Annotated in this window: 27 protein-coding genes and 1 pseudogene; 16 read left to right on the forward strand and 12 right to left on the reverse strand. The window is 63.4% G+C overall.

Features of this window, described 5'->3' with window-relative positions:
* The first annotated feature begins 102 nt into the window (after positions 1-102).
* Positions 103-369: a hypothetical protein gene (locus AC1Q67_RS13285; RefSeq protein ID WP_024576083.1), complete on the forward strand. Its 267-nt coding sequence runs from the start codon at positions 103-105 to the stop codon at positions 367-369.
* Between the two features lie 788 nt (positions 370-1,157).
* On the opposite strand, the gene AC1Q67_RS13290 is transcribed toward AC1Q67_RS13285, so the two are convergent.
* The 4 genes from AC1Q67_RS13290 to AC1Q67_RS13305 are packed head-to-tail and all read right to left on the reverse strand — an operon-like array spanning position 1,158 to position 3,196.
* Entirely contained in the window at positions 1,158-1,829 is a 672-nt protein-coding gene (locus AC1Q67_RS13290; RefSeq protein WP_492235871.1) for an aquaporin, read from the reverse strand.
* Positions 1,829-2,353: an arsenate reductase ArsC gene (locus tag AC1Q67_RS13295; RefSeq protein ID WP_492235872.1), complete on the reverse strand. Its 525-nt coding sequence runs from the start codon at positions 2,351-2,353 to the stop codon at positions 1,829-1,831. Before AC1Q67_RS13295 ends, AC1Q67_RS13290 begins: the two co-directional genes overlap by 1 nt.
* A gap of 8 nt (positions 2,354-2,361) precedes the next feature.
* A complete protein-coding gene (locus AC1Q67_RS13300) occupies positions 2,362-2,832 on the reverse strand; it encodes an ArsI/CadI family heavy metal resistance metalloenzyme (RefSeq protein WP_492235873.1) in 471 nt (156 codons plus the stop codon).
* Positions 2,833-2,848: 16 nt separating this feature from the next.
* The gene (locus AC1Q67_RS13305) at positions 2,849-3,196 is read right to left on the reverse strand and encodes an ArsR/SmtB family transcription factor (RefSeq protein ID WP_024576079.1); all 348 of its coding nucleotides are present in this window, start codon (positions 3,194-3,196) and stop codon (positions 2,849-2,851) included.
* Between the two features lie 265 nt (positions 3,197-3,461).
* On the opposite strand from AC1Q67_RS13305, the gene AC1Q67_RS13310 reads away from it, so the two are divergent.
* From AC1Q67_RS13310 to AC1Q67_RS13330, 5 genes and pseudogenes are all read left to right on the forward strand, one after another.
* Positions 3,462-3,731, forward strand: coding sequence for a hypothetical protein (locus tag AC1Q67_RS13310; protein WP_492235874.1), 270 nt, complete (start codon positions 3,462-3,464; stop codon positions 3,729-3,731).
* Positions 3,724-4,020, forward strand: coding sequence for a hypothetical protein (locus AC1Q67_RS13315; RefSeq protein WP_492235875.1), 297 nt, complete (start codon positions 3,724-3,726; stop codon positions 4,018-4,020). Before AC1Q67_RS13310 ends, AC1Q67_RS13315 begins: the two co-directional genes overlap by 8 nt.
* A gap of 85 nt (positions 4,021-4,105) precedes the next feature.
* Entirely contained in the window at positions 4,106-4,309 is a 204-nt protein-coding gene (locus AC1Q67_RS13320) for a hypothetical protein (protein ID WP_024919357.1), read from the forward strand.
* Positions 4,310-4,540: 231 nt separating this feature from the next.
* Complete coding sequence (locus tag AC1Q67_RS13325; protein ID WP_492235876.1) at positions 4,541-4,729, forward strand: hypothetical protein; 189 nt, start codon at positions 4,541-4,543, stop codon at positions 4,727-4,729.
* Positions 4,730-4,802: 73 nt separating this feature from the next.
* A pseudogene (locus AC1Q67_RS13330) lies at positions 4,803-4,898 on the forward strand (transglutaminase family protein); the annotation flags it as partial.
* A 113-nt stretch (positions 4,899-5,011) separates the two neighbouring features.
* Here AC1Q67_RS13330 and AC1Q67_RS13335 read toward each other — a convergent pair.
* A complete protein-coding gene (locus AC1Q67_RS13335; RefSeq protein WP_492235877.1) occupies positions 5,012-6,346 on the reverse strand; it encodes a dihydroorotase in 1,335 nt (444 codons plus the stop codon).
* Positions 6,347-6,487: 141 nt separating this feature from the next.
* On the opposite strand from AC1Q67_RS13335, the gene ygfZ reads away from it, so the two are divergent.
* From ygfZ to AC1Q67_RS13365, 6 genes are all read left to right on the forward strand, one after another.
* Positions 6,488-7,369, forward strand: a complete 882-nt coding sequence (gene ygfZ / locus AC1Q67_RS13340; RefSeq protein ID WP_492235878.1) for a CAF17-like 4Fe-4S cluster assembly/insertion protein YgfZ — start codon at positions 6,488-6,490, stop codon at positions 7,367-7,369.
* On the forward strand, positions 7,366-7,989 hold the full coding sequence (locus tag AC1Q67_RS13345; protein WP_492235879.1) for a DNA-3-methyladenine glycosylase I: 624 nt from the start codon (positions 7,366-7,368) through the stop codon (positions 7,987-7,989). The genes ygfZ and AC1Q67_RS13345 overlap by 4 nt, the downstream gene beginning before the upstream one ends.
* Positions 7,986-8,600, forward strand: a complete 615-nt coding sequence (locus AC1Q67_RS13350) for a YfbR-like 5'-deoxynucleotidase (protein WP_024576071.1) — start codon at positions 7,986-7,988, stop codon at positions 8,598-8,600. The genes AC1Q67_RS13345 and AC1Q67_RS13350 overlap by 4 nt, the downstream gene beginning before the upstream one ends.
* 196 nt (positions 8,601-8,796) lie before the next feature.
* Positions 8,797-9,303, forward strand: coding sequence for a tyrosine phosphatase family protein (locus AC1Q67_RS13355; protein ID WP_492235880.1), 507 nt, complete (start codon positions 8,797-8,799; stop codon positions 9,301-9,303).
* 96 nt (positions 9,304-9,399) lie between these two features.
* Positions 9,400-10,398, forward strand: a complete 999-nt coding sequence (locus AC1Q67_RS13360; RefSeq protein ID WP_492235881.1) for an NUDIX hydrolase — start codon at positions 9,400-9,402, stop codon at positions 10,396-10,398.
* A gap of 292 nt (positions 10,399-10,690) precedes the next feature.
* On the forward strand, positions 10,691-13,363 hold the full coding sequence (locus tag AC1Q67_RS13365; protein WP_492235882.1) for a DUF2339 domain-containing protein: 2,673 nt from the start codon (positions 10,691-10,693) through the stop codon (positions 13,361-13,363).
* Between the two features lie 173 nt (positions 13,364-13,536).
* Here AC1Q67_RS13365 and AC1Q67_RS13370 read toward each other — a convergent pair whose 3' ends face one another.
* Both AC1Q67_RS13370 and acuI read right to left on the reverse strand, forming a co-directional pair.
* Positions 13,537-14,079 (reverse strand): hypothetical protein, encoded by a 543-nt coding sequence (locus AC1Q67_RS13370; RefSeq protein ID WP_024576064.1) that lies wholly within the window; start codon positions 14,077-14,079, stop codon positions 13,537-13,539.
* Positions 14,080-14,219: 140 nt separating this feature from the next.
* A complete protein-coding gene (gene acuI / locus AC1Q67_RS13375) occupies positions 14,220-15,206 on the reverse strand; it encodes an acrylyl-CoA reductase (NADPH) (protein WP_492235883.1) in 987 nt (328 codons plus the stop codon).
* Positions 15,207-15,625: 419 nt separating this feature from the next.
* On the opposite strand from acuI, the gene nadA reads away from it, so the two are divergent.
* From nadA to nadC, 3 genes are all read left to right on the forward strand, one after another.
* A complete protein-coding gene (gene nadA / locus AC1Q67_RS13380; protein ID WP_492235884.1) occupies positions 15,626-16,738 on the forward strand; it encodes a quinolinate synthase NadA in 1,113 nt (370 codons plus the stop codon).
* A gap of 169 nt (positions 16,739-16,907) precedes the next feature.
* The gene (locus AC1Q67_RS13385; RefSeq protein WP_492235885.1) at positions 16,908-18,509 is read left to right on the forward strand and encodes an L-aspartate oxidase; all 1,602 of its coding nucleotides are present in this window, start codon (positions 16,908-16,910) and stop codon (positions 18,507-18,509) included.
* 38 nt (positions 18,510-18,547) lie between these two features.
* Complete coding sequence (gene nadC / locus AC1Q67_RS13390; RefSeq protein ID WP_492236455.1) at positions 18,548-19,405, forward strand: carboxylating nicotinate-nucleotide diphosphorylase; 858 nt, start codon at positions 18,548-18,550, stop codon at positions 19,403-19,405.
* A gap of 166 nt (positions 19,406-19,571) precedes the next feature.
* On the opposite strand, the gene AC1Q67_RS13395 is transcribed toward nadC, so the two are convergent.
* The 4 genes from AC1Q67_RS13395 to AC1Q67_RS13410 form a co-directional block, all read right to left on the reverse strand.
* On the reverse strand, positions 19,572-21,026 hold the full coding sequence (locus AC1Q67_RS13395) for a cell wall hydrolase (protein WP_492235886.1): 1,455 nt from the start codon (positions 21,024-21,026) through the stop codon (positions 19,572-19,574).
* Positions 21,027-21,127: 101 nt separating this feature from the next.
* Complete coding sequence (locus tag AC1Q67_RS13400) at positions 21,128-21,310, reverse strand: hypothetical protein (RefSeq protein WP_492235887.1); 183 nt, start codon at positions 21,308-21,310, stop codon at positions 21,128-21,130.
* A 168-nt stretch (positions 21,311-21,478) separates the two neighbouring features.
* Positions 21,479-24,361 carry a pyruvate, phosphate dikinase gene (gene ppdK, locus AC1Q67_RS13405; RefSeq protein ID WP_492235888.1) on the reverse strand — a complete coding sequence of 961 codons (2,883 nt, stop codon included), beginning with the start codon at positions 24,359-24,361 and terminating at the stop codon, positions 21,479-21,481.
* A 159-nt stretch (positions 24,362-24,520) separates the two neighbouring features.
* Positions 24,521-24,664, reverse strand: a complete 144-nt coding sequence (locus AC1Q67_RS13410; RefSeq protein ID WP_019198613.1) for a DUF3096 domain-containing protein — start codon at positions 24,662-24,664, stop codon at positions 24,521-24,523.
* Positions 24,665-24,967: 303 nt separating this feature from the next.
* Here AC1Q67_RS13410 and AC1Q67_RS13415 point away from each other — a divergent pair, with 303 nt between their 5' ends.
* Positions 24,968-25,327 (forward strand): DUF1236 domain-containing protein, encoded by a 360-nt coding sequence (locus tag AC1Q67_RS13415; protein ID WP_024576057.1) that lies wholly within the window; start codon positions 24,968-24,970, stop codon positions 25,325-25,327.
* A gap of 108 nt (positions 25,328-25,435) precedes the next feature.
* Here the strand turns inward: AC1Q67_RS13415 and AC1Q67_RS13420 are convergent, their stop codons facing one another.
* Positions 25,436-26,539, reverse strand: a complete 1,104-nt coding sequence (locus AC1Q67_RS13420; protein WP_492235889.1) for a hypothetical protein — start codon at positions 26,537-26,539, stop codon at positions 25,436-25,438.
* Positions 26,540-26,610: the final 71 nt, after the last annotated feature.

Consider the following 26,610-nt stretch of genomic DNA (forward strand, 5'->3'; position numbering starts at 1 on the left):
TTTCCTAAAGAACCGGCTCGCGGGCTCCGTCCTGCATGCTAATGCTCTGTGCAGTTTCAACGTGCAGTCCGCCCGGACGCGTTCCACAGGCAAATTGATTTCATGTCGCATCCTTACCCATGGACGCCCGCTCACGGATTTTCGCCGGATCAGGATCAGAAGCGGGCGGCGCTGAATTACCTCAACGAGGCATGGGCGGAAGCGCGTCACGACGGTGTCGACGGCGATTGCCTGGCGCAGGCCAGCCTGTTCGCCGCATTCGCCGAACTGGTCAGCACCTATGGCGAGGACGCCGTGGCGAAGTTCGTCGAAGGTCTCGCTGGCCGCATCCGCAGCGGCGAATTCTCGGTGGTCGAGTTCAAGCAGTAAGCCGCGCGCCATCGTCGCTCCTGATTCAATTTTCAAACAGCCCGCACAAACCACGCGCGTCATCGCCCCTGTTGTTATGACGGCGCGGGGGCGCCCGATCTTCTCATGCGCCTTGCACCCGATGAGGGCGCGCGGAACGCCGGATGCGCGAGCGCATCCGCAGCCCCGTGTGCAAAAGTGAAAAGCACACGAGCGTAGTCGCCACGGTCACGCCGTTTGCATCCGGCGTTCCGCACGCGGTGGGGCTCCGGCTTGTTTCGTGCTCTCCCCGGCAACGCCCGCAGGCTGACGCCGTCGTCTCCGCGGTACTTTTCTCCTCCGGTCGGAGGTGAAAAGAGCAGACCGGATTTCGCAGGACCACACGACTTGGGCCGGCGCGGACGCGCGGACGTATAACGTGTCGCCACGTTAAACTCTTGCGCACAGCGTGGTTCGTCAGCGCTGGCTCGGATGACTCACACGCCCTTTGTACAAGGAACGCGCCCTGCCAACCTCGTTCGCGCCTGACGCTGCCGCGCCACCGCATCCCGCCCCGCGTATCGTGACGATCGCGAAACGCCCCTCATCAACGGGGCGGGACATGCCGAACATAAGAGAGGTTTGGAGGGCGGGGATACGTATCCCCATCACGAAATGTTTCGAGAGTCCGCCGTCATTCCGGGGCGCGCGTCTTCGTGCGAGCCCGGAATCCACGGCCACTCAGGTGATTTTCGCAGTCATGGATTCCGGGCCTGCGCCAAGGGGCGCATCCCGGCATGACGGTGGGAAATTGCCATGCTCCATCCGGGCTACGCTGGCTTTGTGGTTCGCCTCCACAGCCAGCCGCTCACTACGACGGCGGCAAGCATGCCGACAAGCTGAGCGGCGATGAAGGCCAGCACGCCTGCCGGTGCGATTCCGGCGAATGTATCCGACAGCGAACGCGCAACTGTCACCGCTGGATTGGCAAACGACGTCGAAGCCGTGAACCAGTAGGCCGAGGTGATGTAGAGCCCGACTGCGTAAGGCACCGCCGACGGCGCACGCGCCACGCATCCCAGAATCGTCAGCAGCAATCCGAACGTGGCGATACCCTCGGCGAACAATTGCCCGCCGCCTGAACGCACCGTGGCCGAAAACTGCCAGAGCGGCAGTTCAAACATCAGGTGCGCCGCCCACACGCCTGCGATCCCGCCAATCACCTGCATCGCGATGTAAAGCGCGGCGGTCTTCCACGGCAGTTCGCCGCGCATGGCGAAGGCGATCGACACGGCGGGATTGAAATGCGCGCCCGAGACCGGGCCGAAGATCAGGATCAGAACGACAAGGATCGCGCCGGTGGGCAAGGTGTTGCACAGGAGCGCAACGGCGCCGTTTCCGCCTGCGAGCTTCTCCGCCATGATTCCAGAACCGACGACCGCCGCGAGCAGAAACGCCGTGCCGAGCCATTCCACAAAGGCGCGTTGTGCGAGTGAAGGCATCAGGACCGTTCGGGCGCTTTCGTTGCGCCGTCCATCTCGCCGATGTCCTTCAGTTTGTTGCGGAGAGCGAGTTCGTCGAGAGAGCGAATTGGAAGAGCAACGAAAATTGCGATGCGCTGATTGAGCAGCCGGTAGGCCTCCTTGAAGGCCATCGCGATCTCGGCGGGCGTGCCCGTCGCTTCCGCCGGATCGGGAATGCCCCAATGCGCCGTCATCGGCCGCCCCGGCCAGATCGGACATGACTCCGCCGCCGCGCTATCGCAGACGGTGAATACGAAATCGAACAAGGGCGCGCTGGGACGGGCAAACTCAGCCCATGACTTCGACCGAAAGCCGGACGTATCGTAACCGAGACTTTCCAGCAGCTTGATGGTCTCCGGATGAACCTGACCCTTGGGCTGGCTTCCGGCGCTGTAGGCGCGGAACTTGCCCGCGCCGATCTTGTTGAGGATCGCCTCGCCGATCACCGAGCGCGCGGAATTGCCGGTGCAAAGGAATAGGACGTTGTAGATATGGTCAGACATGGCCGCCTCTAGCAACAGGCCGAAGCCGCAGCAGGCTTCATCTCCGGCGCACAACACGCCGATTTCTTCTCATGCGCGATACGCGCCTCGTTCTCGCCTGTTCCGTCGCCGTAATTGGTGCTTTCCCCCTTGGTGAGGAAAGTTTCCCATGAGATGCCGGCCGGATCACCGATCCACGATTTTTCCGACTTCGCGTAACAGCAGGCAGTTTCGCCCTGCTCGATAATCTCGCCACCGGCAACGCGAAGCCGTGCGTAAACCTCCTGCAGCTCGGCTGCGTCTTCCACCTGAATGCCGAGATGATCGAGGCCGGCTTCCCTGCCCCGCGCCGAAATCGCGAAATTGACGCGCGGATCATCCAGCATCCACTTCGCATAATCGGATTTCACGACCGAAGGCTGCGCGGCGAACAATGCCGAATAGAACCCGATCGATTGATTGAGGTCGTTGACGGCGACGTGAACATGCAGACGTTTCATGGGATCGCTCCTTCTTTTAAGCAGATACCCTGGTGCGCTTGCGCACGGGCTTGCAGGCGACAGCGGGCGCGCATTCGACAGCGCCACCGCAGCAGTTTTCGGTGAGATATCCGATCAGGCCGTTCATAGTGTCGAATTGCGCCGCGTAGATCATCGAACGGCCGTCGCGGCGAACCGTGACAAGGCCTGCTTCGCGCAACCGGTCGAGATGGAACGTGAGCGCATTGGGAGACAGGCCGAGATCCGCGGCAATCTCGCCCGCGGGCATTCCATCGGGCCCCGCCTGCACCAGCAGGCGATAGGCATCCAGCCTGTTTTCCTGCGAAAGGGCGGCCAGCGCCGCGAGGATATCCGGCTTGTTCATATTTCAATGATTATTGAAATATTATCGCAGGCGCAAGAGATATTTCAATGATTGTTGAAATAAGATGAAAAAGGCAATCAGCCGGCCTTCGACGTCGATAAACTTCGTTGACTCAGCGTGACGATCATCCGCCGGTGACAACGTCACTTCTGCCTTATTCATACGAACTGGCGCGATTTGCGGGCAATAAATCGATAGCTATCCGCGCCGGAAAGGCGCACAGTCAACCCATGCCAAACCATCAGGTTGCCGCAGAGCGCTTCTCATGATCACGAGAACGCGGCGGGAGACGGTCACCTTCAAACATCCGGCGCGCATCAAGGGCATTGAACGCCTGCTTCCGGCCGGCGCTTACGAGATCGTGGCCGACGAAGAAATGATCGAAGGCCTCTCCTTTCCGAGCTTTCGGCGCGTCGCCACCATGATCATGGTGCCGGGCGCACCGCCGCATCATCACTCGATGGAAATGATCGCCATCGGTTCGGTCGATCTTGCCGACGCGCAGCATCGGGACGCGGTGGCGCCAAATGTCTGACGATCCCGTCGATCTCGATTCCCGGCGCGGTATGGCAGCGCAGAAGGCGACGGGACTGCGGCGCATTCTCGCCGACGCCGAGAGCCACGCAGCCGTCCTGCGCGAGCGGCAGCTTCAGATCGAGACGGAGTTGCTCGACACGGATGCAACATCGTGGCCCGAAGCGGCGGCGAAGGCGCGTTATATTCTGAATCTCTATTACGCAACGCTGGGTGTGCACGATACGCACCACCGCGATCTGGTCGCCTCGGTCCTCAAGGATTTCGCGCGGGTCGACAGCGAAAGCTGACTACGTTTTCCACCTCGATTGTTTTCCGCGAACGATTGATCCTGAAACTTCATTGAGACGTTCGGCGGGAACGGGAGGACTATGCATGCTTGATATGACAACGAAAGAGCTGTCGTCGCGGCACGTCAAACCGGAAGAGGCGCTTCGGCTTGGCGTCGTTTCGGGATGGTACACCACCAAGATGAGCGGGACGTTCGTCACCGGTCCCCATGCCACCCATGCCGACGCCTTGCTCAAGATCGCGGAACTGAATCCGCCCCCGCCGCCTGTGGCAAAGCGCAAATCATAAGGCGCGGCCGAAACACGGGATAATTCATGAGCACTGAGCGGCATCTCGCCCCGCTGCGCGACGTCGAGGACGAAAACGACCAGCTTCGGCAACTGCTCATTCAGGCAGGTGTCGAAGCTCATGCCCATGTTGTCGCCGCGAAACTTCAGACCGTCTGGCCGCGCCGGTGCCGGGCGGCCGCGTCTCGATCAGATGGTCGGTCGATGCCGAGGCGGAACGCTTCGCCCTCGAATGGAAGGAAAGCGGCGGGCCGGCGGTGACCGAACCGAAGCAGAAGAATTTCGGCAGCCGTTCATCGAGCAGGCGCTGCCCGGTCAGCTTCAGGGCGAAGCACGGCTGATCTTCAATCCGGCCGGTCTCGTTTGCCAAGTCAATATTCCGGTGACGTCGTTGCAGGAGCCGGTGATCGCACTGGTTTAACACGTCAAAACACCAGGCCCGGCATCGATGCCGGGATGACCTTCACACACATGATTGGAAACACGTGACTGGAATCAAGATTCGCGTCGGCTACGAGATGATCTACGATTTTCCGCAGGCCACGCCGATGATCATGGTGCTGGGCACGCACTTCACGCGCGCGTCGGATGAAGGTTTGTACCGACGAGGTCGAATGAGGCCCTTTGCGATCCTGATTGATGGATTTCGCGAAAACAAAAACCCCGGCATCGCTGCCGGGGCGTTGTTCGGTAGCTCTTCAGATCACGGCTTCAGCGTTTCCAGAAACCGCACCGTCTCGCCGGTCGACGGGGTTGCGACCTCGCCCTGCCACATCACGCGCTTGCCGCGCACGAAGGTGCCGACCGGCCAGCCCTTCACCTTCACCCCATCATAGGGCGTCCAGCCCGCGCGCGAGGCGATCCACTTGTCGGTGATGGTTTCCTCGCGCTTCATGTCCACGACGGTGAAGTCGGCGTCGTAGCCGGCGGCGATGCGGCCCTTGCACGCGATGTTGAACAGCCGCGCCGGGCCGGCGCTGGTGAGATCGACAAAGCGCGCAAGCGACAACCGTCCCGCGTTGACATGGTCGAGCATGATCGGCACCAGCGTCTGCACGCCGGTCATGCCGGACGGCGAAGCCGGATAGACCTTGTCCTTTTCTTCCAGCGTATGCGGCGCGTGGTCGGAGCCGAGCACATCGACAATGCCCTGCTCGATGCCGCGCCAGATGCCGTCGCGGTGACTTGCATCGCGCACCGGCGGATTCATCTGCGCCTTGGTGCCGAGCCGTTCATACGCTTCGGGCCCTGCGAGGGTGAGATGATGTGGCGTCGCCTCGCAGGTGGCGACATCCTTGTGATCGCGCAGGTATTCGATTTCCTGCTTGGTGGAGATGTGCAGCACATGAATGCGCTTGCCGGTCTCGCGCGCAAGCTTGACGAGGCGTTGCGTCGCGATCAGCGCGGCATCCTCGTCGCGCCACACCGGATGCGAGCGCGGATCGCCCTCGATGCGCAGATGCTTGCGGTCGTTGAGGCGGTACTCGTCCTCGGCGTGAAATGCCGCGCGGCGGCGGATCACCTTGAAGATGCGGCGCAGGCTGTCGTCGTCCTCCACCAGCAGCGAGCCGGTCGATGAGCCGATAAACACTTTCACGCCCGCGCAGCCCGGCGCGCGCTCGAGATCCGGCAGGTGATTGACGTTCTCGCGGGTGCCGCCGATGAAGAATGCGAAGTCGCAGTGCATCCGGTGATGCCCGGCCTTCACCTTCGCGGTGAAGGCTTCCTCGGTCACGGTCAGCGGATTGGTGTTCGGCATCTCGAACACGGCGGTGACGCCGCCGAGCACCGCGCTGCGCGAGCCGGTTTCAAGGTCTTCCTTGTGGGTGAGGCCCGGCTCGCGGAAATGCACCTGGGTGTCCATCACGCCGGGCAGGATGTGCAGGCCCTTACAGTCGATCACCTCGCCCGCGCTCGCCCCAGCGAGCGACCCGATCGCCGCGATCCGCCCGTCGGAGATGCCGATATCCCGCACCCCCTCGCCGTCCTGATTGACCACGCTGCCGGATTTTAGAATCACATCAAATGTCTGGGCCAATGCTCGAAACTCGTCTGGTGGCGGGGCTGGATGGAGGCCATGCAGGCCTTGTTGTCGGCAGTTTAGCGCCTTAGGTTGCGGTGTAACAACCAAGCGGGGTGCATATCCCCACAGAACGCCGGGAATATCCGAGAAAACCTTATGAAAGCAGCGTTTCTGCCCGACCGCGGCGTCGTCAAAGTGAGCGGCGAAGATGCGAGGGCATTCCTCGACGGACTGATCACCACCAATGTGGAACTGGTGCGGCCCGGTGTGGCCCGGTTCGGCGCGCTTCTGACGCCGCAGGGCAAGATCATCGTGGATTTTCTTGTCACCGAAGCGCCGGAAGCCCATGGCGGCGGCTTCGTGTTCGATTGCCCGCTGGCGCTCGCGCAGACCTTCGCCACCAAACTCGGATTCTACAAGCTGCGGAAGAAAGTCGCCGTCGACAACCTGTCGTCGCAGCTCGGCGTGATGGCGGTCTGGGGCGGCACACCGGCAACGAAGCCCGACCTCGCGTTCGAAGACCCGCGCGACCCGCAGCTTGGCTGGCGCGTTTTCGTGCCTGACGATCTCGTCGACGAAACAGCGGCCGCCATCGGCGCGGACGTGACCGAGAGCGACGCCTTTGAGGCGCACCGCATCGCCTGCGGCATTCCGCGCGGCGGGGTCGACTTCATCTACAGCGACGCCTTCCCGCACGAGACCAACATGGACCGTCTGCACGGCGTCGATTTCGACAAGGGCTGCTATGTCGGCCAGGAGGTCGTCTCCCGGATGCAGCATCGCGGCACCGCGCGCACGCGCACGGTCCGCGTCCGGCTCGGCGGCTCGGTGCCGGAAATCGGGTTGCCGGTGACCGCGGGCGACAAGGCCGTCGGCACCATGGGCTCCTCGGCGAACGGCGTGGGCCTCGCGCTGCTGCGCACCGACCGCGTTGCCGATGCACTCGAGGCCGGATTGCCGCTGACCGCAGGCGGGCTCCCGATCTGCCTCGTCTCAGCTGATGACGTGAAGGCCGCGCCGAAGCAGGCCTCCGCATGAAAAGCGCGCGCCTGCATGACGATGGGCTGGTGCGCTGCCCATGGCCGGGCGAAGACCCGCTCTACATGGCCTATCACGACACCGAATGGGGCGTGCCGGACTACGACGACCGCGCACTGTTCGAGAAACTTATCCTCGACGGATTTCAGGCCGGGCTGTCGTGGATCACCATCCTGCGCAAGCGCGACAACTTCCGAAAGGCGTTCGACGATTTCGAGCCGTCGAAGATCGTGCGCTACAGCGACAAGAAGATCGCCGCGCTGATGAATGACGCCGGGATCGTGCGCAACCGCGCCAAGATCGAAGGCACGGTCAACAGCGCTAAGGCGTATCTGAAGATCATGGAGGAAGGTCCGGGTTTTTCCGCCTTCCTGTGGGACTTCGTCGACGGCAAGCCGAAGATCAACAATTTCAAGACCACCGCCTCGGTCCCCGCCGCGACGCCGGTCTCGACGAAAATGTCGAAAGAGCTGGTCGCACGCGGGTTCAAGTTCGTCGGACCGACCATCGTTTACGCCTTCATGCAGGCCACCGGCATGGTCAACGACCATCTCGTCGCGTGCCATTGCCACGAGACGTGCAGCAAGCTGAAGAAGCCGGTGCGCGTAAAGTCCAAATGACCACGAAGAAACCATCCCCGTCCAAGGCGGGACGCGCCTGGCAGCGGATGCTGTCGGGCCGCCGCCTCGATCTGCTCGATCCCTCGCCGCTCGACATCGAGATCGAGGACATCGCGCACGGCCTTGCACGGGTTGCGCGCTGGAACGGACAGACCCACGGTGCGCACATCTTCTCGGTGGCGCAGCACACGCTGCTGGTCGAGGCCGTGTTGCGTCAGCATACCCCGCGCGTCGATCATCGCGTGCGGCTGGCGGCGATGCTGCACGACGCGCCGGAATACGTGATCGGCGACATGATCTCGCCGTTCAAGGCGGTGATCGGAGGATCATACAAGGTTGTCGAGAAGCGGCTGCTGTCGGCGATCCACATCCGCTTCGGCCTGCCCGCGACCCTGCCGGCCGAGATCGAGCAGCAGATCAAGGCCGCCGACATGGGCGCGGCCTATCTCGAAGCGACGCATCTTGCCGGCTTCGCACAGGCCGAAGCCAAACGCCTGTTCGGCCGCGATCCGAAACTGCCCGCGGCGACCGAAAAAGATTATGTGACGCCATGGTCGGCCGGGCGCGCCGAAAAGCAGTTTCTCGCGCGATTCAAGGCGCTGCTAGGCTGACCGCTTGCATTCATGTTCACCGTCATGGCCGGGTTTATCCCCGGCCATCCACGTCTTGATCGCAGTGCAACGAAAGACGTGGATGCCCGGAACAAGTCCGGGCATGACGAACGAGAGATCAGCGGTATCAATTCCAATCCTGTAATGGCGGTTTGGCGACAGCAGGCATATACTCGTGCGGAACATAAGGACCGCCATGATTCACGTCTGCTCGCTTGCCGCCCTGCCCGCCACCGTCGAAGCCACCGGCGCGCAACACATCCTCACCGTGATGGCCAATGTCGCGCAGGTGGTGCGCCCGGCGTCGGTGCTGGAAGCCAATCATCTGCGCATCCAGATGGACGACATCAACGAGCCTGCACAGGGTTTCGTCGCGCCGTCGCATGAACATGTCGAACAGGCGCTGACTTTCATCCGCAGGTGGGATCGCGCCGCGCCGATGGTCATTCACTGCTATGCCGGAATCAGCCGCTCCACCGCGAGCGCATTCATGGCGGCCTGCGCGCTCAATCCGCACCGGGATGAAACCTCCATCGCGCGGCAGATCCGCTCGGCATCGCCGAGCGCCTATCCGAACCGGCTGATCGTCACGCTGGCGGACGAGGTGCTCGGGCGCGACGGACGCATGGTCCGCGCGCTCGATGCCATGGGTCCGGGCAACATGACCATCGAGGGCCGGCCGTTCCGTGTGGACCTCGAATGAGATCCGTCATTGCGAGCGAAGCGAAGCAATCCCTAGCAACGGAAAGACTGGATTGCTTCGTCGCTGCGCTCCTCGCAATGACGGGGCTTTTGCATCATGACCGATAAAGTCCTCACACCGATCGAGATCGGCCTGACGGCGGCCATCGTGTCGATCGACGGCAACGAACCGTCGATACTGACCGCGTCCGGCGGCGACGGCGACGAGCTTGAAGGCTTGCCGTTCGGGCCGTTCGACGCAGTCGCTCATCGCACGCTGGAGATCGGCCTGCGCTCATGGGTGGAGGAGCAGACCGGCCTGCGCCTTGGCTATGTCGAACAGCTTTACACATTCGGCGACCGTGGCCGCCATGCCCAGCGCAGCGACACCGACGCCCATGTCGCCTCGGTCGGCTATCTCGCGCTGACCCGCGCCGCAGACAGCACCTCGAAGCCGCAGGTGGCGGGCGCGACCTTCAAGCCATGGTACCGCTACTTTCCGTGGGAAGACTGGCGCGACCAGCGCCCGGCGATGATCGAGAAGGAGATCCTTCCCGCGCTTGAAGACTGGGCGGCGCAGTCCGAAAAGCCGGATACCGCCCGCGCGCTGGCGCGCGGCGACCGCGTCCGGCTTTACTTCGGCACCCATGATTTTCATAGCGTTGGGGCGCAGTGGGATGAAGAGCGTGTGCTCGACCGCTATGAACTGCTCTACGAGGCCGGGCTGATCGAGGAATCCCGCCGCGACGGGCGTCCCGCCGCACTGGCGCGCAAGACACTGCCGGCGCTCGGCTCGCCGATGCGGTTCGACCACCGCCGGATTCTCGCCACCGCCATCGCGCGGCTGCGCGCCAAGCTGAAATATCGCCCGGTGGTGTTTGAACTTCTGCCGCCGGAGTTCACACTAACCGAATTGCAACGGACCGTTGAGGCCATCTCGGGGCGTCATTTGCACAAGCAGAATTTCCGCCGGCTGGTGGAGGCCGGCGCGCTGGTCGAGCCGACCGGCGAAATGTCGACCCAGACCGGCGGGCGCCCGGCGGCGCTGTTTCGCTTCCGCCGCGAAGTGTTGCAGGAGCGCCCCGCGCCCGGATTGCGGGTACGAGGACGACGCTAGAATGAGGTGAGAATGGGCAGCCAGAGCGCGGCATCGGTACAGCCTCACCTCTCCCGTGGGGAGAGGTCGACGCGCGAAGCGCGGCGGGTGAGGGCGTACGCTCTCACGACAGATTCTACGCCCTCACCCCAACCCTCTCCCCACGGGAGAGGGAGCCCCGCCACACCCGTATCGACACAGGCATTCCAATTCAAACGGATCAGTCCCCAGAAGTTGATAGGCCACTAAGCGGCAAAGAATTTTTCGCGCGATCCGAAAGCCCTCGCTGAGGCGGATCGCGCAAGGAGGATCGATGGAATTTATTGCGCTTGTCCTTGCCATCATCGCGATCGGCATTGCCCGCAACGTGACCATGCGCTCGAAAGAAATGGAGGCGCGGCTGTCCCTGCTCGAAGCCTCGCTCGCGGGCGGCGCGCGTCCATCGACAATCAGAACGGATGCTCCGATCGCTCCGCCGATCGTGCCCGAAACGGCAACGCCTGAATCAGCCGAACGGGCCGCGTCGACTCCGCCGCCGCTGCCGCCTGCCGGATCGCGCTATCGGGAAACCGTGGACGGCGACATTCCTGAAACACCCGCTGAACCTGCCGCACAGGCTGGCCCCGGCTTCGAGGAGCGCATCGGCACCCGCTGGGTGGTCTGGGTCGGCGGACTGACGCTCGCGCTCGGCGGCGTCTTCCTGGTCAAGTATTCCATCGAAGCCGGACTGCTCGGCCCCGAGGTGCGTGTGCTGCTCGGCGGCCTGTTCGCGCTCGGCCTGCTCGCCGTCGGTGAGTTCGCACGGCGCAAGGAGAGCCTGTCGTCGATCGCACCGGTGCCGATTGCCAACATCCCGGCGATCCTGACCGCAGCCGGAACGGCGGTCGCATTCGCGACCGTTTATGCCGCCTATGCGCTCTACGGTTTTCTCGCGCCGCCTGTCGCCTTCGTCCTGCTCGGCGCGGTCGCGCTCGGCACCCTTGCGGCTGCGCTGCTGCATGGTCCGGCGCTGGCGGGGCTTGGCGTCATCGGCGCATTCGTGACGCCGGTGCTGGTGGCGTCGGATAAGCCGGACTACTGGGCGCTCTACATCTACATCGCGATCGTGACCGCAGCCGCCTTCGGCCTCGCGCGCATTCGCCTGTGGCGCTGGCTGGCCGTCACCACGATTGTTTTCGGCGCGCTCTGGATGCTGTTCAACATCGCACGTGCCGATACGCTCGGTCCGCACGCGTTCGACATCATTGTCAGCTTCGCGCTGGCCGCGGTTCTGGTGGTCGCCGGATTCATGTTCGGCCCCTCCGCCGAGCAAGGCCGCGTCGAACCGGTATCGTCGATTTCGCTCGCCGTGTTCCTGTTCGGCGCAACGGCGCTGGTCCTGACCAACAACCATGCCGACCCCGCGATGATCGTGTTCGCGTTGCTGGTCGCGGCGACTTTCGCGATTGCATGGCGGGCGGAGAGCGCGACCGGCACGATCGGCGCCGCCGCGCTGTTCGTCTTCGCGGTGTTTGCCGAATGGGCGATCCGCGCCAATCCAGAACTCACCGTAATGCCCGGCGGCGCAATGCCCGGCATCGGCACACGCGCCGACGAAGGCTCAATCAGCATGCATCTCATCGCGGCGGCCGGTTTCGGCGCAGCGTTTGGCGCAGCGGGTTTCCTCGCGCAGGGCCGCTCCGTCAGCGCGATCATACCGGTGATCTGGGCGGCGGCCGGCGTGTTCACGCCGCTGGCACTGCTGGTCGCGCTTTATGCGCGCATCGCACATCTTGATCGTTCGATCCCGTTCGCGATCATCGCCATTGCGGTCGCCGGCGCATTCGCCGCGGCGACCGAACTCCTGACCAAGCGCGATACGCGTCCCGGCCAGATGATCGCAACCGCCCTGTTCGCCACCGGCACCCTCGCCGCGCTGGCGCTGGCGTTTACGTTCGCGCTGGAAAAAGGCTGGCTCACCATCGCGCTCGCGCTGATGTCGCTCGGCACCGCATGGATTTCCATGAAGCGGCCGATCCCGTTCCTGCGTGCGCTCGCCGCTATTCTGGCAGGCATCGTGGTGCTGCGGATCGGCCACGAGCCCCGCATCGTCGGCAACGACCTCGGCACCACGCCGATCTTCAACTGGCTGCTGCTTGGCTACGGCATTCCGGCGGCCTCGTTCTGGCTCGGCGCGCACTTCCTGCGCAGGCGCGGCGACGACGGTCCGCTGCGCAGCCTGGAGGCCGCCGCGATCCTGTTCACGGTGCTGCTCGCCTTCACCGAGATCCGCCATTATATCAACAACGGCAACATCTACAGCCGGTCGTCGGATCTGATCGAGATCGGCCTGCAGGTCTGTGTCGCGCTGGCGATGGCGATCGGGCTGGAGCGGCTTCGCATCCGGACAGGCAGTGTCATCCATAACGCCGGGGCCCTGCTGCTGACATGGTTCGCGGGCCTCGCAATTCTGTTCGGATTGTTCTTCATCGCGAACCCGGCGATCTGGAAGATCGAGATCGCGGGCACGTTCATCAATCCGCTGATCCTCGGCTACGCGCTTCCGGCGATCCTCGCGCTGCTGCTGTCCTATGCCGTGGCCGGACGCCGCGCGGCGGCCTATACCAACACCATCGCGGCCGGTTCGCTCGTTCTTGCCCTGGCCTGGATCACGCTGGAGATCCGCCGCCTCTATCACGGGCCCTATCTCAACAGCAGCACCACGTTCGATGCCGAGCAGTACACCTACTCCGTCGCGTGGCTGGTGTTCGGCGTGGTGCTGCTGGGCATTGGCCTGCTGCTGCCGTCGCAGCGCGCGCGGCTTGCGTCGGCGGTGATCATCGCCCTCACCGTGCTCAAGGTGTTCCTGATCGACATGTCGAACCTGACCGGCGCCTACCGCGCGTTCTCGTTCATCGGTCTGGGCCTCGTGCTGGTGGCGATCGGATGGCTGTACCAGCGCATTCTGTTCAAGCAGACAAGGCCACCGGTACAGCCGGCGACGTGATGTGCCCAACCGTCATTGCGAGCCAACGGGTCGGCGCAAAGCGCCGCCCGATGATAAACTCCGCGAAGCAATCCACTCTTAAGAAAAACTGGATTGCTTCGTCGCCATAGTGCGTCGAAGACGCGCGTAAACGCGCTAATGGCTCCTCGCAATGACGAAGCAAAATCCTGCGTTTACTCGCTGGCGGACCGGCGCAGCTCAAGCGCCGGTTCGCTGCGAACCGAAGCCGGACGCACCTCGGCACGCGGAGTTGCATCCGCCGACTGGGTCACGCCGGGCGCACGCAGCGAGCGCGGACGCGAGATCGAGCGCGCGAGGAACACGCGCGCATTGCCGTGCTTGCGGAAATCGCAATAGGCGAAGCCCATGCCCGACACGGAGCCGCGGAAGCTGACATTGTCGGTCTTGTTCAGGTTGAAGCACGGCTCGAAGGGAATGCCCTTGATCGATGCGCAGATCTGCTGGCCGCGCACCTGAAGCGTGTTGGACGGCAGCCGCATGTGACGGGTCTCGCCGGCACCGCTGAACTGCACCGCGCCTGCCGCCGCGCCGTCGTTGGTGATCTTGCCGACGCCCTTGGTGCCGTCGAAGCAGGTGAAGGCGAACATCTTGTTCGCCACGAACTTGCGCGCTTCGTCCGCGTTCAGGGTTTCAGCGAACACCGGCGCTGCAACCGAACCGGCAAGCAGGGCTCCAAGAACGATGCGCACGAGCATGCGGACTACTCCAACTGACTGAACTGCGGATCATGAAAACCCACCGGGCCGAGCGCCCGGCGGTTTACCCCTTAACCCGCTGATTACCATACCAACCATGGCAACATTGGAGCACCATGGTTTGTAAAGTCTGAACATCCTCAGGAAATTCTCACCACCGTTCGGCCGCGAAGCTGACCGGCGAGAATTTTCGGGCCTGCGTCGAAGACGTCGGCGAGGCCGATTTCCTTAGTCATTTCAGCAAGTTTGGCGTGGTCGATATCCTTCGCCAGGCGCTCCCAGGCAGCCTTGCGCGGGCCAATCGGGCACATCACGGAATCGATGCCCAAAAGGCACACCCCGCGCAAAATGAATGGAGCGACCGACGACGGCAGATCCATACCGCCGGCAAGACCGCATGCGGCGATGGCGCCGCCGTACTTCGTCATCGAGAGCAGATTCGCCAGCGTGGTCGATCCGACGCTGTCGATTCCCCCGGCCCAGCGCTCCTTGCCAAGCGGCTTGCCGGGTGCGGACAGTTCGTTGCGGTCGATGATTTCGGACGCACCGAGGCCGCGCAGGTAATCATGCTCGGCGGCACGGCCGGTCGAGGCAATGACCTGGAAGCCGAGCTTGGAGAGCAGCGCGACAGCAACCGAACCAACGCCGCCGGCTGCGCCGGTGACGATCACCGGACCGTCCTTCGGCGTGAGGCCGTGCTTCTCCAGCGCCAGCACCGACAGCATCGCCGTGAAGCCCGCGGTGCCGATCGCCATCGCTTCGCGCGTGGTCATGCCGTCCGGCAAACGCACCAGCCAGTCGCCCTTGACGCGCGCCTTCTCGGCGTAGGCGCCGAGATGCGTTTCGCCGAGACCCCATCCGGTGGAAACAACCTTGTCGCCGGCCTTCCAGCCCGCGTGCGATGACTCCAGAACCGTGCCCGCGAAATCGACACCGGCGATCATCGGAAAGCGGCGCACCACCGGCGACTTGCCGGTGATCGCGAGTCCGTCCTTGTAGTTCACGGTGGACCATTCGACCGCGACGGTGACGTCGCCGTCCATCAGTTCCGCCTCGTCGAACTGCGTCAGCGCCGCCGTGGTGCCCTTTTCAGCCTTGTCGATTCTGACTGCCTTGAACGTTGCCAACTTTTCTCTCCGTCTTTTCTTGTGCGGTTGAAATTCGGCCCTCTGATTGGCGGCTCCGGTCAGCTTTGCCAAGCCCCCTTCGGGCATGATCCCGAAAAGTGGGAACCGGTTTTCGGAGAAGATCATGCCCATAGTGAAAATAAGTCCGCAGCCAGCGTCACATCGCTGAGCGGCCCGCGGGCGCATTCCCGCCATGCGGGAATTTTTCGGCATGCCTCTGGCGAGGCTCCGGTTGACCTGCTATATTAGTTTTGCTCGATATGAGAATAAGTAACGATCTCGCGAGCGAAGGAACGCCGGCAGACTAAGTCCGTCGTCCTTCAGGGAGCCCGAGTTTGGAACGCCGGCCCAAAAGGCCGGATTTCTCAAGGCCCTAATATGCTCAAAATGAGTATATTAGGCGATACAAGGAGGCTGCAATGCCGATCTCAGGAATTTACGGTCCCGACGATTTCGGGAATCCGGTCCACCACCAGCCGGTCGGTGTCACCCGTCCGCTCCTCACCGACGCGGACCGCGCGCGCGCATTGCCGATGCCGTCGCTGGAATGGACGCCCGAGGTCGAGCGCGCCACCGCGCATCTCTACGCCAAGGTGAAGAACGTCATTCCCGAGATCGAGTGGCCGTTCATGGCGCCTTACGTCAAGGCGATCAACGATCTGAAGAAGCAGCGCAACGCGGTGATCCTGGCGCACAACTATCAGACGCCGGAAATCTTCCACTGCGTGGCCGACATCGGCGGCGACTCGCTGCAGCTCGCGCGCGAGGCGACGAAGGTGAAGGAGAAAGTCATTGTCCAGTGCGGCGTGCACTTCATGGCCGAGACCTCCAAGATCCTGAACCCCGACAAGACCGTGCTGATCCCGGATTCGCGCGCCGGCTGCTCGCTGGCCTCAAGCATCACCGGCGCGGACGTGCGCCTGTTGCGTGAGCGCTTCCCCGGCGTGCCGGTGGTGGCCTATGTCAACACGTCCGCCGACGTGAAGGCGGAGGTCGACATCTGCTGCACGTCGTCGAACGCCGTGCAGGTGGTGGAAAGCCTGGGCGCCGACACCGTGATCTTCCTGCCGGACCAGTATCTGGCGAAGTACGTTGCCTCGAAAACCAGCGTGAAGATCATCGCGTGGAAAGGCGCGTGCGAAGTGCACGAGCGTTTCACCGGCGACGAGCTGCGCACCTATCGCGAGGCCGATCCCAGCGTGCAGATCATCGCGCACCCCGAATGCCCGCCTGACGTGATCGCGGAAGCGGACTTCACCGGCTCGACCGCGCACATGATCGACTGGGTGCGCAAGCATCAGCCGAAGCGCCTTGTCATGGTCACCGAATGCTCGATGGCGGACAATGTGCAGGCCGAACTGCCGAACGTCGAGTTCGTCAAGCCGTGCAACCTGTGCCCGCACATGAAGCGCATCACGCTGCCGAAGATTCTCGACAGCCTGATCTACATGCGTGAGGAAGTGACGGTCGATCCGGCAATCATCGGTAAGGCCCGGCGTTCGGTGGAACGCATGATCAATCTGAGAAATTGAGGGGCGTGGCTTTTGCAAGCCGTTCTGCGTTCACCTCTCCCCGTTGGGGAGAGGTCGGCGGGTAGCGCCGGGTGAGGGGTTCGATGCTCATGACTATTTATCGAGCCCCCTCCCCCCAACCCTCTCCCCCAAGGGGAGAGGGAGCATAGTGCCGGTAGGTAGGGCAAACATGACAACATCCCCTTCTCACAATCTCTCGCAGTCTTCCGACATCATCATCGTCGGCGGCGGACTCGCGGGCCTGTTCTGCGCGCTGAAACTCGCGCCCCGCCCCGTCACCGTAATTTCCGCCGCGCCGCTCGGCGAAGGCGCGTCCAGCGCATGGGCACAGGGCGGTATCGCGGCGGCCGTTGCCGAAGGCGACAGCGCCGAAGCTCATGCCGCAGATACGATTGCAGTGGGCGGCGGCATCGTCGACGAAGACGTCGCGCTCGGACTCGCCCGCGAAGCCGGTGCGCGTATCCACGATCTTCTGCAGTACGGCGTGCCATTCGACCGCGACCTCGAGGGCAGGCTCGCGGTCGGACGCGAAGCCGCGCACTCGGCACGCCGCATCGTGCATGTGCAGGGCGACCGCGCCGGCAAGGCCATCATTGCGGCGCTGATCGAAGCGGTGCGCAAGACGCCCTCGATCCGCGTGATCGAGGGTTACACCGCCGAAGCGCTACTGACCGAGGGCGATACGGTCACCGGATTGCAGATGCGCAAGGCGGGCGATACGGCAGCCGCGCCGGTGATGGTGCCCTCACGCGCCATCGTGCTGGCAACCGGCGGCATCGGACATCTGTATGCGGTGACAACGAATCCGGCCGAAGCCTGCGGATCGGGTCTGGCGATTGCCGCGCGCGCCGGCGGAATCATTGCCGATCCGGAATTCGTGCAGTTTCATCCCACGGCGCTCAATGTCGGCCGCGATCCCGCGCCGCTGGCGACCGAAGCGCTGCGCGGCGAAGGCGCAACGCTCGTCAACAGCCGAGGCGAGCGCTTCATGCTGGCGCGCGATCCGCTGGCAGAACTTGCACCGCGCGACATTGTCGCGCGCGGGGTGTTCGCGGAAATCGCGGCCGGACGCGGCGCATTTCTGGATGCAACAAAAGCGCTCGGCGCGAGCTTCGCGACAAAATTCCCGACGGTGTATGCAAGCTGCATCGCGGCAGGCATCGATCCTGCGAAGCAACCCATCCCGATTGCGCCCGCCGCGCATTACCACATGGGTGGCATTGCCGTGGACACCCATGGCCGCACATCGCTCAAGGGCCTGTGGGCCGGCGGCGAAGTCTCATCCACCGGCGCGCATGGCGCCAACCGTCTCGCCTCCAATTCGCTGCTTGAAGCGGTGGTCTATGCCGCGCGCATCGCCGAAGACATCAACGGCAGCATGTTCGCCGCACCGGTTCGGCTGCGTAACGAGGCAGCGCCACGCAACAGTGACATGCCGCCGCTCCGCGAGGCCAATCTGCGGGCCATGATGAGTTCCCATGTCGGCGTAGTGCGCGACGGCGACCGGATGATGGACGCAATCCAGACATTCGCAGTGATCGAGCAGACCACCGGCAACATCGCGCTGCGCAACATGGCGACCACCGCCCTGATCGTGGCGGCCTCCGCCTGGTCACGGCGAGAAAGCCGCGGCGCGCATTTCCGGTCCGATTGTCCGGCGGAAGATCCGGCGCAGCGGCATCGCACGATGACGACGCTCGATGAGGCGCGTAATATCGCGGCAATGGTGGCCGATACCGCGCCTCGCAAACGCACTTCGACGGGAGCCTGATCTTGAGTATCAGCGACGTTCTCAATCCTGCCGCCCTGATGCACCCGGATGCATTCCTGTCGCCGCTGGCCATCGACGATGCGGTGGCACGCGCGCTTGCCGAAGATCTCGGACGCGGCGGCGACGTGACATCGGTTGCGACCATCCCGCCCGCGGTTCATGCCCACGCGATTCTCGTTGCGCGGCAGGCCGGTGTGATTGCGGGATTGCCTCTGGCAGTGGCGGTGTTTCAGCGCCTGTCGCCCGACATCAACATTCAGGCCCATGTGCACGACGGCAATGCCATCGCCAAGGGCGTCCATGTGCTGACGATCTCCGGCCCCGCCCGCGCCGTGCTCGCAGGTGAACGCACCGCGCTGAATTTTGTCGGCCGTCTCTCCGGCATCGCGACCCTGACCTCGGACTACATCCGCCATGCCGGCGTCACCAAGATGCGCATCTGCGACACCCGCAAGACCACGCCGGGGCTGCGCGCGCTGGAAAAGTATGCGGTGCGCTGCGGTGGCGGCTTCAACCACCGCTTCGGTCTCGATGACGCCGTTCTGATCAAGGACAACCACATCGCGGTCGCTGGCGGCGTGAAGCCGGTGCTGGAGCGCGCGCGGGCCCATGTCGGCCATCTGGTCAAGATCGAGATCGAGGTCGATACGCTCGATCAACTGCGCGAGGTGCTGGCGACGGGCCTCGCCGACGTGGTGATGCTGGACAACATGGACATCCCGACCCTGCGCGAAGCCGTCGCGATCACAGATAGACGCGTGGTGCTGGAAGTGTCCGGCGGCGTGACGCTGGCGACGATCGGCGAGATCGCGAAGACCGGTGTCGATTATGTGTCAGCCGGCGCGCTGACGCATTCGGCGCCGAACTTCGATGTCGCGCTGGATATTGATGCGTGACACTTGCGTCGAGCACGACGCGCTCCCTCTCCCCGATGGGGAGAGGGTTGGGGTGAGGGGCACTAGATATCAGACGTGAGTGACCGAACCCCCTCACCCGGATCGCTATCGCGATCCGACCTCTCCCCCTCGGGGAGAGGTGAAAAAGTCAGTTGGATCAACTTTACTACTTCCCGCTCGACATCTCAGCCGAACTCTTGGCCGCTTCGGCAAGCTTCGCGGAGATCGCCGCCGTCTCCGCAGCGGTGCCCCAGGTCGGCGCATCCTTGCCGTCGCCCCAGGCGCGCGGACGATAGAAGGTATGTACGCCGTACTTGTACATCTTCTTCATCTCGTTGACCCATGACGGGCGCACCCAGTAGGCGTGATAGTGCGTGGACTTGCCGACTTCCGGCAGCCACAGCCGCCCATCGAGGCTTTCGCGAGCGATTTTCTTCGCGCGCTCCCACATGTCCGGCTCCTTCACCACATCGCGGATGCCGTCGCAGGCGAAGGTGAACTGGCAGGACAGATGGCGGTGCGAATTCTGGTACACGACGCCGCACACCGTGCTCGGATAGTAGCCGGAGAACGCACGGTTCAGCACCACCTGCGCCACCGCGATCTGCCCGCGCACCGCTTCGCCGCGCGCTTCGAAGTAGATCGCATCGGTCAGGCACTTTTCGGACTTCGCGCGCGACTTGGCGTCGAGGCCGAGGCGCTCCGCCGGAGTCCGCGGCCGCTGGTTCTCGCCGGTGACTTCGCCCTTGCTGGCGACGCTTTCGCCGCCGGTTGACGGAACTGAAGACTGGTTCGGCGACGCCGCCGGCATTTTCATGTCCGGATCGACTCCCGGAATCACGATCACCGGTTCTTCGCCGGGCTGCCAGCGTTCAAGCGATCCGCTGGTCACGCCGAGCGAGGAATTGCCGAAGAACAGGGTCGCGGTCTGGAACGAGAAGCCGTCGCGGTTGAGTTCCGGCTCGGCCGCAGCGCTCTCTTCGCTGCCCGATGAAGGAGCGCCGGCGTTCAATGGATGATCGGCCGGGATGTTTTGCAGCGAGACGGATGATTCATACTGCGGCAGGCGCGGCGCATTCAGCGCGGCTTCAAGCTCGGCATCGAGCGGCGCCGATGCATTCACCGCCGGAGTATCGGCCTCTGCGGTTTTCGCGCCGCGCACCGACGCATTCGAATTCGGCTGATCCTGCTCGGGCTGCGGCGCGGCAACAGGTCCGGCCACTTCAGGAACGTAAAGCGGAAGCCGGTCGCCCTTCGACGAGCGCACGACTTTCGGGAAATCCGACTTTTGCAGCGGACGCAGCACCGGCCCAAGCGGATCGCGGCTGACGGAGCCGGTGAAATCCACGCCCGTGCTGTCGAGGCTGGCCAGACGATAGGTTGCTGTTTCGCGGGTATTGGTGCCGATCGGGCGGGGCAGATTGAACGAGGCGACCTGCAACATGCGGCGCGACGATGCGAAGATGTATTCCTGCCAGCGCTCGGCGACGCCGGGCTGCCGCGCCAGCAGTGACGCGAGATCCTGATAGCCGATTTCGGTCGGGCTCACTGTCAGGAGACAGAGAACAAAGCCGAAGGGCGCGAACCGCGCGCCCTTCGACCCGTTACGCAACACAGACATCGATACGCTCACGCAACTAACGCTTATACACACGCAACCGAACCGCACATTCAGTGCAATTCGATCAATTTCGTTGGTATCGAATTAAAGTTGCCGGGGGGTTAATCGCCGCGTCCCGCGCGCCACACGCAAGCGCGTGCCTGAAAACGCGCGATCACATCGAAAGCCTTGGTAAACAGCGTCTCCAGCAAGGTGGTAAAGATCGCGTCAACAAAATGAGTGAACGCAAATTGACGCGGCTCCGCGGACAGCCAAGACTCGCGTCGATGGCGCCGCACCCACATGTCGTCCCCGCGAAAGCGGGGACCCATAACCACCAAAGATCGTGGTCATCAAAGAAGGAGCGATACGAACATCACACGTGGAGTCGAAGACTCAGGGAGTATGGGTCCCCGCTTTCGCGGGGACGACACTCGTTATGGAGTCACGCAATCCGTGATCGCCCGCGGAACTCACGCCTGGCTGGCGACGGCCTTGCCGAGAGCAGCCTGTGCCGCGGCGAGGCGCGCGATCGGCACGCGATACGGCGAACACGACACGTAGTCGAGGCCGGCCTCGTGACAGAACGCGACCGATGCGGGATCGCCGCCATGCTCGCCGCAGATGCCCATCTTGAGTCCGGGCCGCGTCTTGCGGCCGCGCTGCACGCCGATCTTCACCAGTTCGCCGACGCCGTCGCGATCCACCGAGATGAACGGATCGATCTCAAGGATGCCGCGCGCGACATAGGTGCCGAGGAAGCTCGCGGCGTCGTCGCGGCTGATGCCGTAGGTGGTCTGCGTGAGATCGTTGGTGCCGAACGAGAAGAATTCGGCGGTCTTCGCGATCTCGCCCGCGAGCAGGCAAGCGCGCGGCAGTTCGATCATGGTGCCGGTCTGATAGCTGAGCTTCACGCCGGTTTCTTTCGTCACCGCCTGCGCGGTGGCGTCGATGCGCGCCTTTGTGATGTCGAACTCGGCGCGGGTCGCGATCAGCGGCACCATCACCTCAAGACCGACCGGCTTGCCGGTGCGCTTGCCGGCCTCAACCGCGGCTTCGAAAATGGCGCGCGCCTGCATCTCGGCGATTTCCGGATAGGCGATCGCCAGACGGCAGCCGCGGAAACCCAGCATCGGGTTGAACTCGGCCAGTTCACGCGCGCGGTCCGCGATCTTGCGGGCGTCGGTGTTCATGGCGCGGGCGACTTCCTCGATCTCGCTCTGCGAATGCGGCAGGAACTCGTGCAGCGGCGGATCGAGCAGACGGATGGTGACCGGCAGGCCCTTCATGATCTCGAACAGATCGACGAAGTCGGCACGCTGCATCGGCAGCAGCTTCGCCAGCGCCGCGCGGCGCGAGCCTTCGTCTTCGGCGAGGATCATCTCGCGCACCGTGCGGATGCGCGTCTCCTCGAAGAACATGTGCTCGGTGCGGCAAAGCCCGATGCCTTCGGTGCCGAACTTCAGCGCGGTGCGCGCGTCGGCCGGCGTGTCGGCATTGGTGCGGACCTTGAGCTTGCGGACCTGATCCGCCCAGCCCATCAGCGTGGTGAAGTCGCCGGACAATTCCGGCTCGATCATCGGCATGCGGCCCGCCAGCACCTGGCCCATCGAACCATCGATGGTGATGACATCGCCTGCCTTGAAGGTGCGGTTGCCGACGGTCATCAGCCCGCGGCCGTAATCGACGCGCACGGTGCCGCAGCCCGACACGCAGGGCTTGCCCATGCCGCGCGCGACCACCGCCGCGTGGGAGGTCATGCCGCCGCGCGTGGTGAGGATGCCCTCGGCCGCGTGCATGCCGTGAATGTCTTCCGGCGAGGTTTCGACACGAACCAGAATGACCTTGCGGCCATCGGCCTGAAGCTTGGCTGCCTCATCGGACGAGAACACGATTTCGCCTGCGGCGGCGCCGGGTGACGCCGGCAAACCGGTGGCGATGACGTCGCGCTTGGCGACCGGATCGATGGTCGGATGCAGCAACTGATCCAGCGAGGCCGGATCGATCCGGGTAATCGCGTCCTTCTTGGTGATCAGGCCTTCAGTGGCGAGATCGACCGCGATGCGCAGCGCGGCCTTCGCGGTGCGCTTGCCGTTGCGGGTCTGGAGCATCCACAGCTTGCCCTGCTCCACCGTGAATTCCATGTCCTGCATGTCGCGGTAGTGCTTCTCGAGCAGCGTATAGATCCGGGTCAGCTCCTTGAACGCGTCCGGCATCGCGACTTCCATCGACGCCTTGTCGGAGCCGGATTCCTTGCGCGCATATTCGGTGATGTCCTGCGGCGTGCGGATGCCCGCCACCACATCTTCACCCTGCGCGTTGATGAGGAATTCGCCGTACAGCCGCTTCTCGCCGGTGGACGGATTGCGCGTGAACGCCACGCCGGTCGCCGAGGTGTCGCCCATGTTGCCGAACACCATGGACTGGATGTTGACGGCGGTGCCCCATGACTCAGGAATGTCGTGCAGGCGGCGATAGGTCACCGCGCGCGCGTTCATCCACGACGAGAACACCGCGCCGATCGCGCCCCAGAGCTGCGCGTGCGGGTCCTGCGGGAAATCCTCGCCGGTTTCACGAGCCACCGCTTCCTTGTAGCGGCCGACCAGATCGACCCAGTCGTCCGCCGTCAGTTCGGTGTCGAGCGAATAGCCCTTGCTGTCCTTGTAGGTGTCGAGAATGTCTTCGAAGTGATGATGCTCGAAGCCCAGCACGACATCCGAATACATCGTGATGAAGCGGCGATAGCTGTCGTAGGCGAAACGGCGATCGCCCGAGAGGTCAGCCAGCGCTTCGACGGTAATGTCGTTCATGCCGAGATTGAGCACGGTGTCCATCATGCCCGGCATCGAGGCGCGGCCGCCGGAGCGCACCGAGACCAGCAGCGGGTTCTTCGAGTCGCCAAAGGTCTTGCCGGCAATCTTGCCGACCGTGACCAGCGCCTTCTCGACCTGCGACTTCAGATCCTTCGGGTAGGTTTTGCCGTTGGCATAGAAATACGTGCAGACCGAAGTCGGGATCGTGAAGCCGGGAGGCACCGGCAATCCGAGATTGGCCATCTCCGCGAGATTGGCGCCCTTGCCGCCGAGCAGATCGCGCATTCCGGCCTTGCCCTCGGCGCGACCGTCACCGAACGTATAGACCCACTTGCCGGCCTGAACGGTTTGCTTCGCTGCAGGCTTTGCAATCTTCTTTGCCGCAGGCGCGGGCGTCTTCGCGGCTGCTTTCACCTTGCTCGCGGATTTCGCGGCAGCCGGCTTCGCTTTTGCGGCCGGCTTGGATTTGGACACTGATTTCGGAGAGGACTTCGCGGCAGATTTCTTCGATGAGGCTTTGGCCATGGCTTCCAGACGCTGCATGAGTGAAACGGCAGCGGCGTTACACCACGGTTGCCGGGCGGCGCGCAAGCGACTCCGGGCGGATATCCGCGTTTTCGATCACGGACGGTTACAGATTGTTACAGGAACGAGCAAATGGTTAGGTTTTGCGTCTATCCTGTAACAATCTGAAACATTCCGTTACTTAATAATACCCAATCCGATGATCCCGACCAGGATCAGATAGATCGCAACGATGAAATTCAGCAGCCGCGGCATGACGAGAATCAGCACACCCGCGATGAGAGCGACGATGGGCTGAATGTTGGCGACGCTGATGGACATATGAATCTCCCGGCATGGATGGAAAGGACAAACGGCAGGACGAACACGAATCGAACAAGGAATTTATCCTTGTCTCGCGCATCGCAACAGCCAACGGCTGCGACAAGCGGTGAGTTCCATGACGATTCAAACAGCCGCGTCACCTCCACGAAAATGCCTCGGTGAAATCACAGTCCCGCGGGAACGATGATCGGCAAAGGCGATTGTCACCGCTGGTTGATCGGCCTGTGCCGGTTTCCGAGCGTGATTGACGTGAGCAAGCCGCTCTGCGCGATCAGGCTCTGTTTCATCAAGGAGAAAGCCATGCGTAATCCCCTTCTCGCAGCAGCGCTGCTGGCCACTGCCACGGCGATGCCGCTCGCGGCCGAGGCCCAGCAGCGCATCATTGTCGAGGAAGGCGTGACAACCGGCCTCGCACCCGGCGTCGGCATCATCACCGAGGATGAACGTCCGCGTTTCCGTCAGTATATCGTTGAGGAGCGTGTGCCGTCATATGCGATCGAGTCGCCGGTGCGCGTCGGCACTATTCTGCCGGAAAGCGGCGTGACCTACTACGATGTGCCGCAGCAATACGGCGCGACCAGCTATCGCTACACGGTGGTGAACGATCGCCCGATCCTGGTCGAGCCGCGGACACGGCGCGTGATGCAGGTGATCGATTAAAACCAGCTTCAGCCTCGTTTGAGCCGGAAGGTCGTCCCCGCCGCTCCCGCTCAAACAAAACAGCCCCGCTTCGGCTTTTCGCCGGGCGGGGCTTCTTTCGTGACGCCTTTACGATCCCTGCAGGATCGACAGGATGCTGTTGGTGGATTTGTAACTCTGGAGCACGTTGTCGCGGAACGACGGGCTCCAGCCCGATGCCTGCCGCTCTTCATCGCTCATTGCGGAATAGCTCTGCAGAATGCCGAGGCTCAATTGCGTGGGATCGCCGCTCTGCTGGCTCTGCTTGAGTGAGGCGAGGATGTTCGCACGGGTGCGCGAATCCAGTTCCTTCTTCGCCGCGTAGATTTCCTGGTTCGAGAACTTCTGGTCCTGATTGAGCGTGATCGCCGACAGGGATCGATTGTCGAACGACGAGAAATCCACGAGCTGTCCGAATTTGCGCGACGGATCGTAGACCAGTTCCGTCTTGTTTTCGGCAGCCAGTTTGGCCTGCGCATCGAGCGCCGCGCGGGCATCGGTCGCAACCGTGGTGAATGTCTTGGTCGTTCCCGCCGGGGCGCCGTCAGGATATTTCGCCAGATAAGCGGCGACCGGATCGCCCGACACGCTCGGCGCGGCATCCGGCTTCTGCTTCGCGGCCCCATAACCTTTCAGCGCGGCGGCGCGCTGCGTCGCCCAGGTGGTCGTCGCCTTTTCCTCGGCGCTCGCGCCGTCGAGATAATCCAGCGCCGCCTTGTAGACGACGGTGTAATTTCTGGTCATCGACGTCGCGGCGGCGGCGGGTGCAAGCGCGGCATTGAAGCGGTTGGTCAGTTCCTGCGACGCAACGCTCTGCTCGTCGGCCGTGAACTTGCCGGCGCTGTTGGTGGCGATGGCGAACAGCGAGCGGCGATCCAGCGACGACAGATCGATCGTGGTTTTTCCGTCCGTGGTCAGCGGACCACTGACCTTCGCTGCCGCATAGAGCTTGTCGAGCGCCGTGCGGGCGTCGTTCGTGACCGTCGTAAAATCAGGCGTCGCCGCTTCGCTGGCCAGCTTGGCCTTGGCGGCGTCGGACAGCGTCAGATTGGTGGCCGCGTTGGGATCAAGCGGGGTGCTGTTGCCTGCATCCGCTGCATTGAGCGCATCGGCCAGCGACGGCTGCGTGGCGGCGGCCCGCGCATAGGCGGAGCCGTACTGGGCGTAGGGGTTGTAGCCGTTGATCGATGTCATGCGGGTCCCAACCTTCGCTAACGGCTGTTAACGGAAGTTACCGGAACCTTACAGAACATGGTTAACGAGGG

This window comes from Afipia sp. GW823-FHT06G09, from assembly GCF_058794875.1.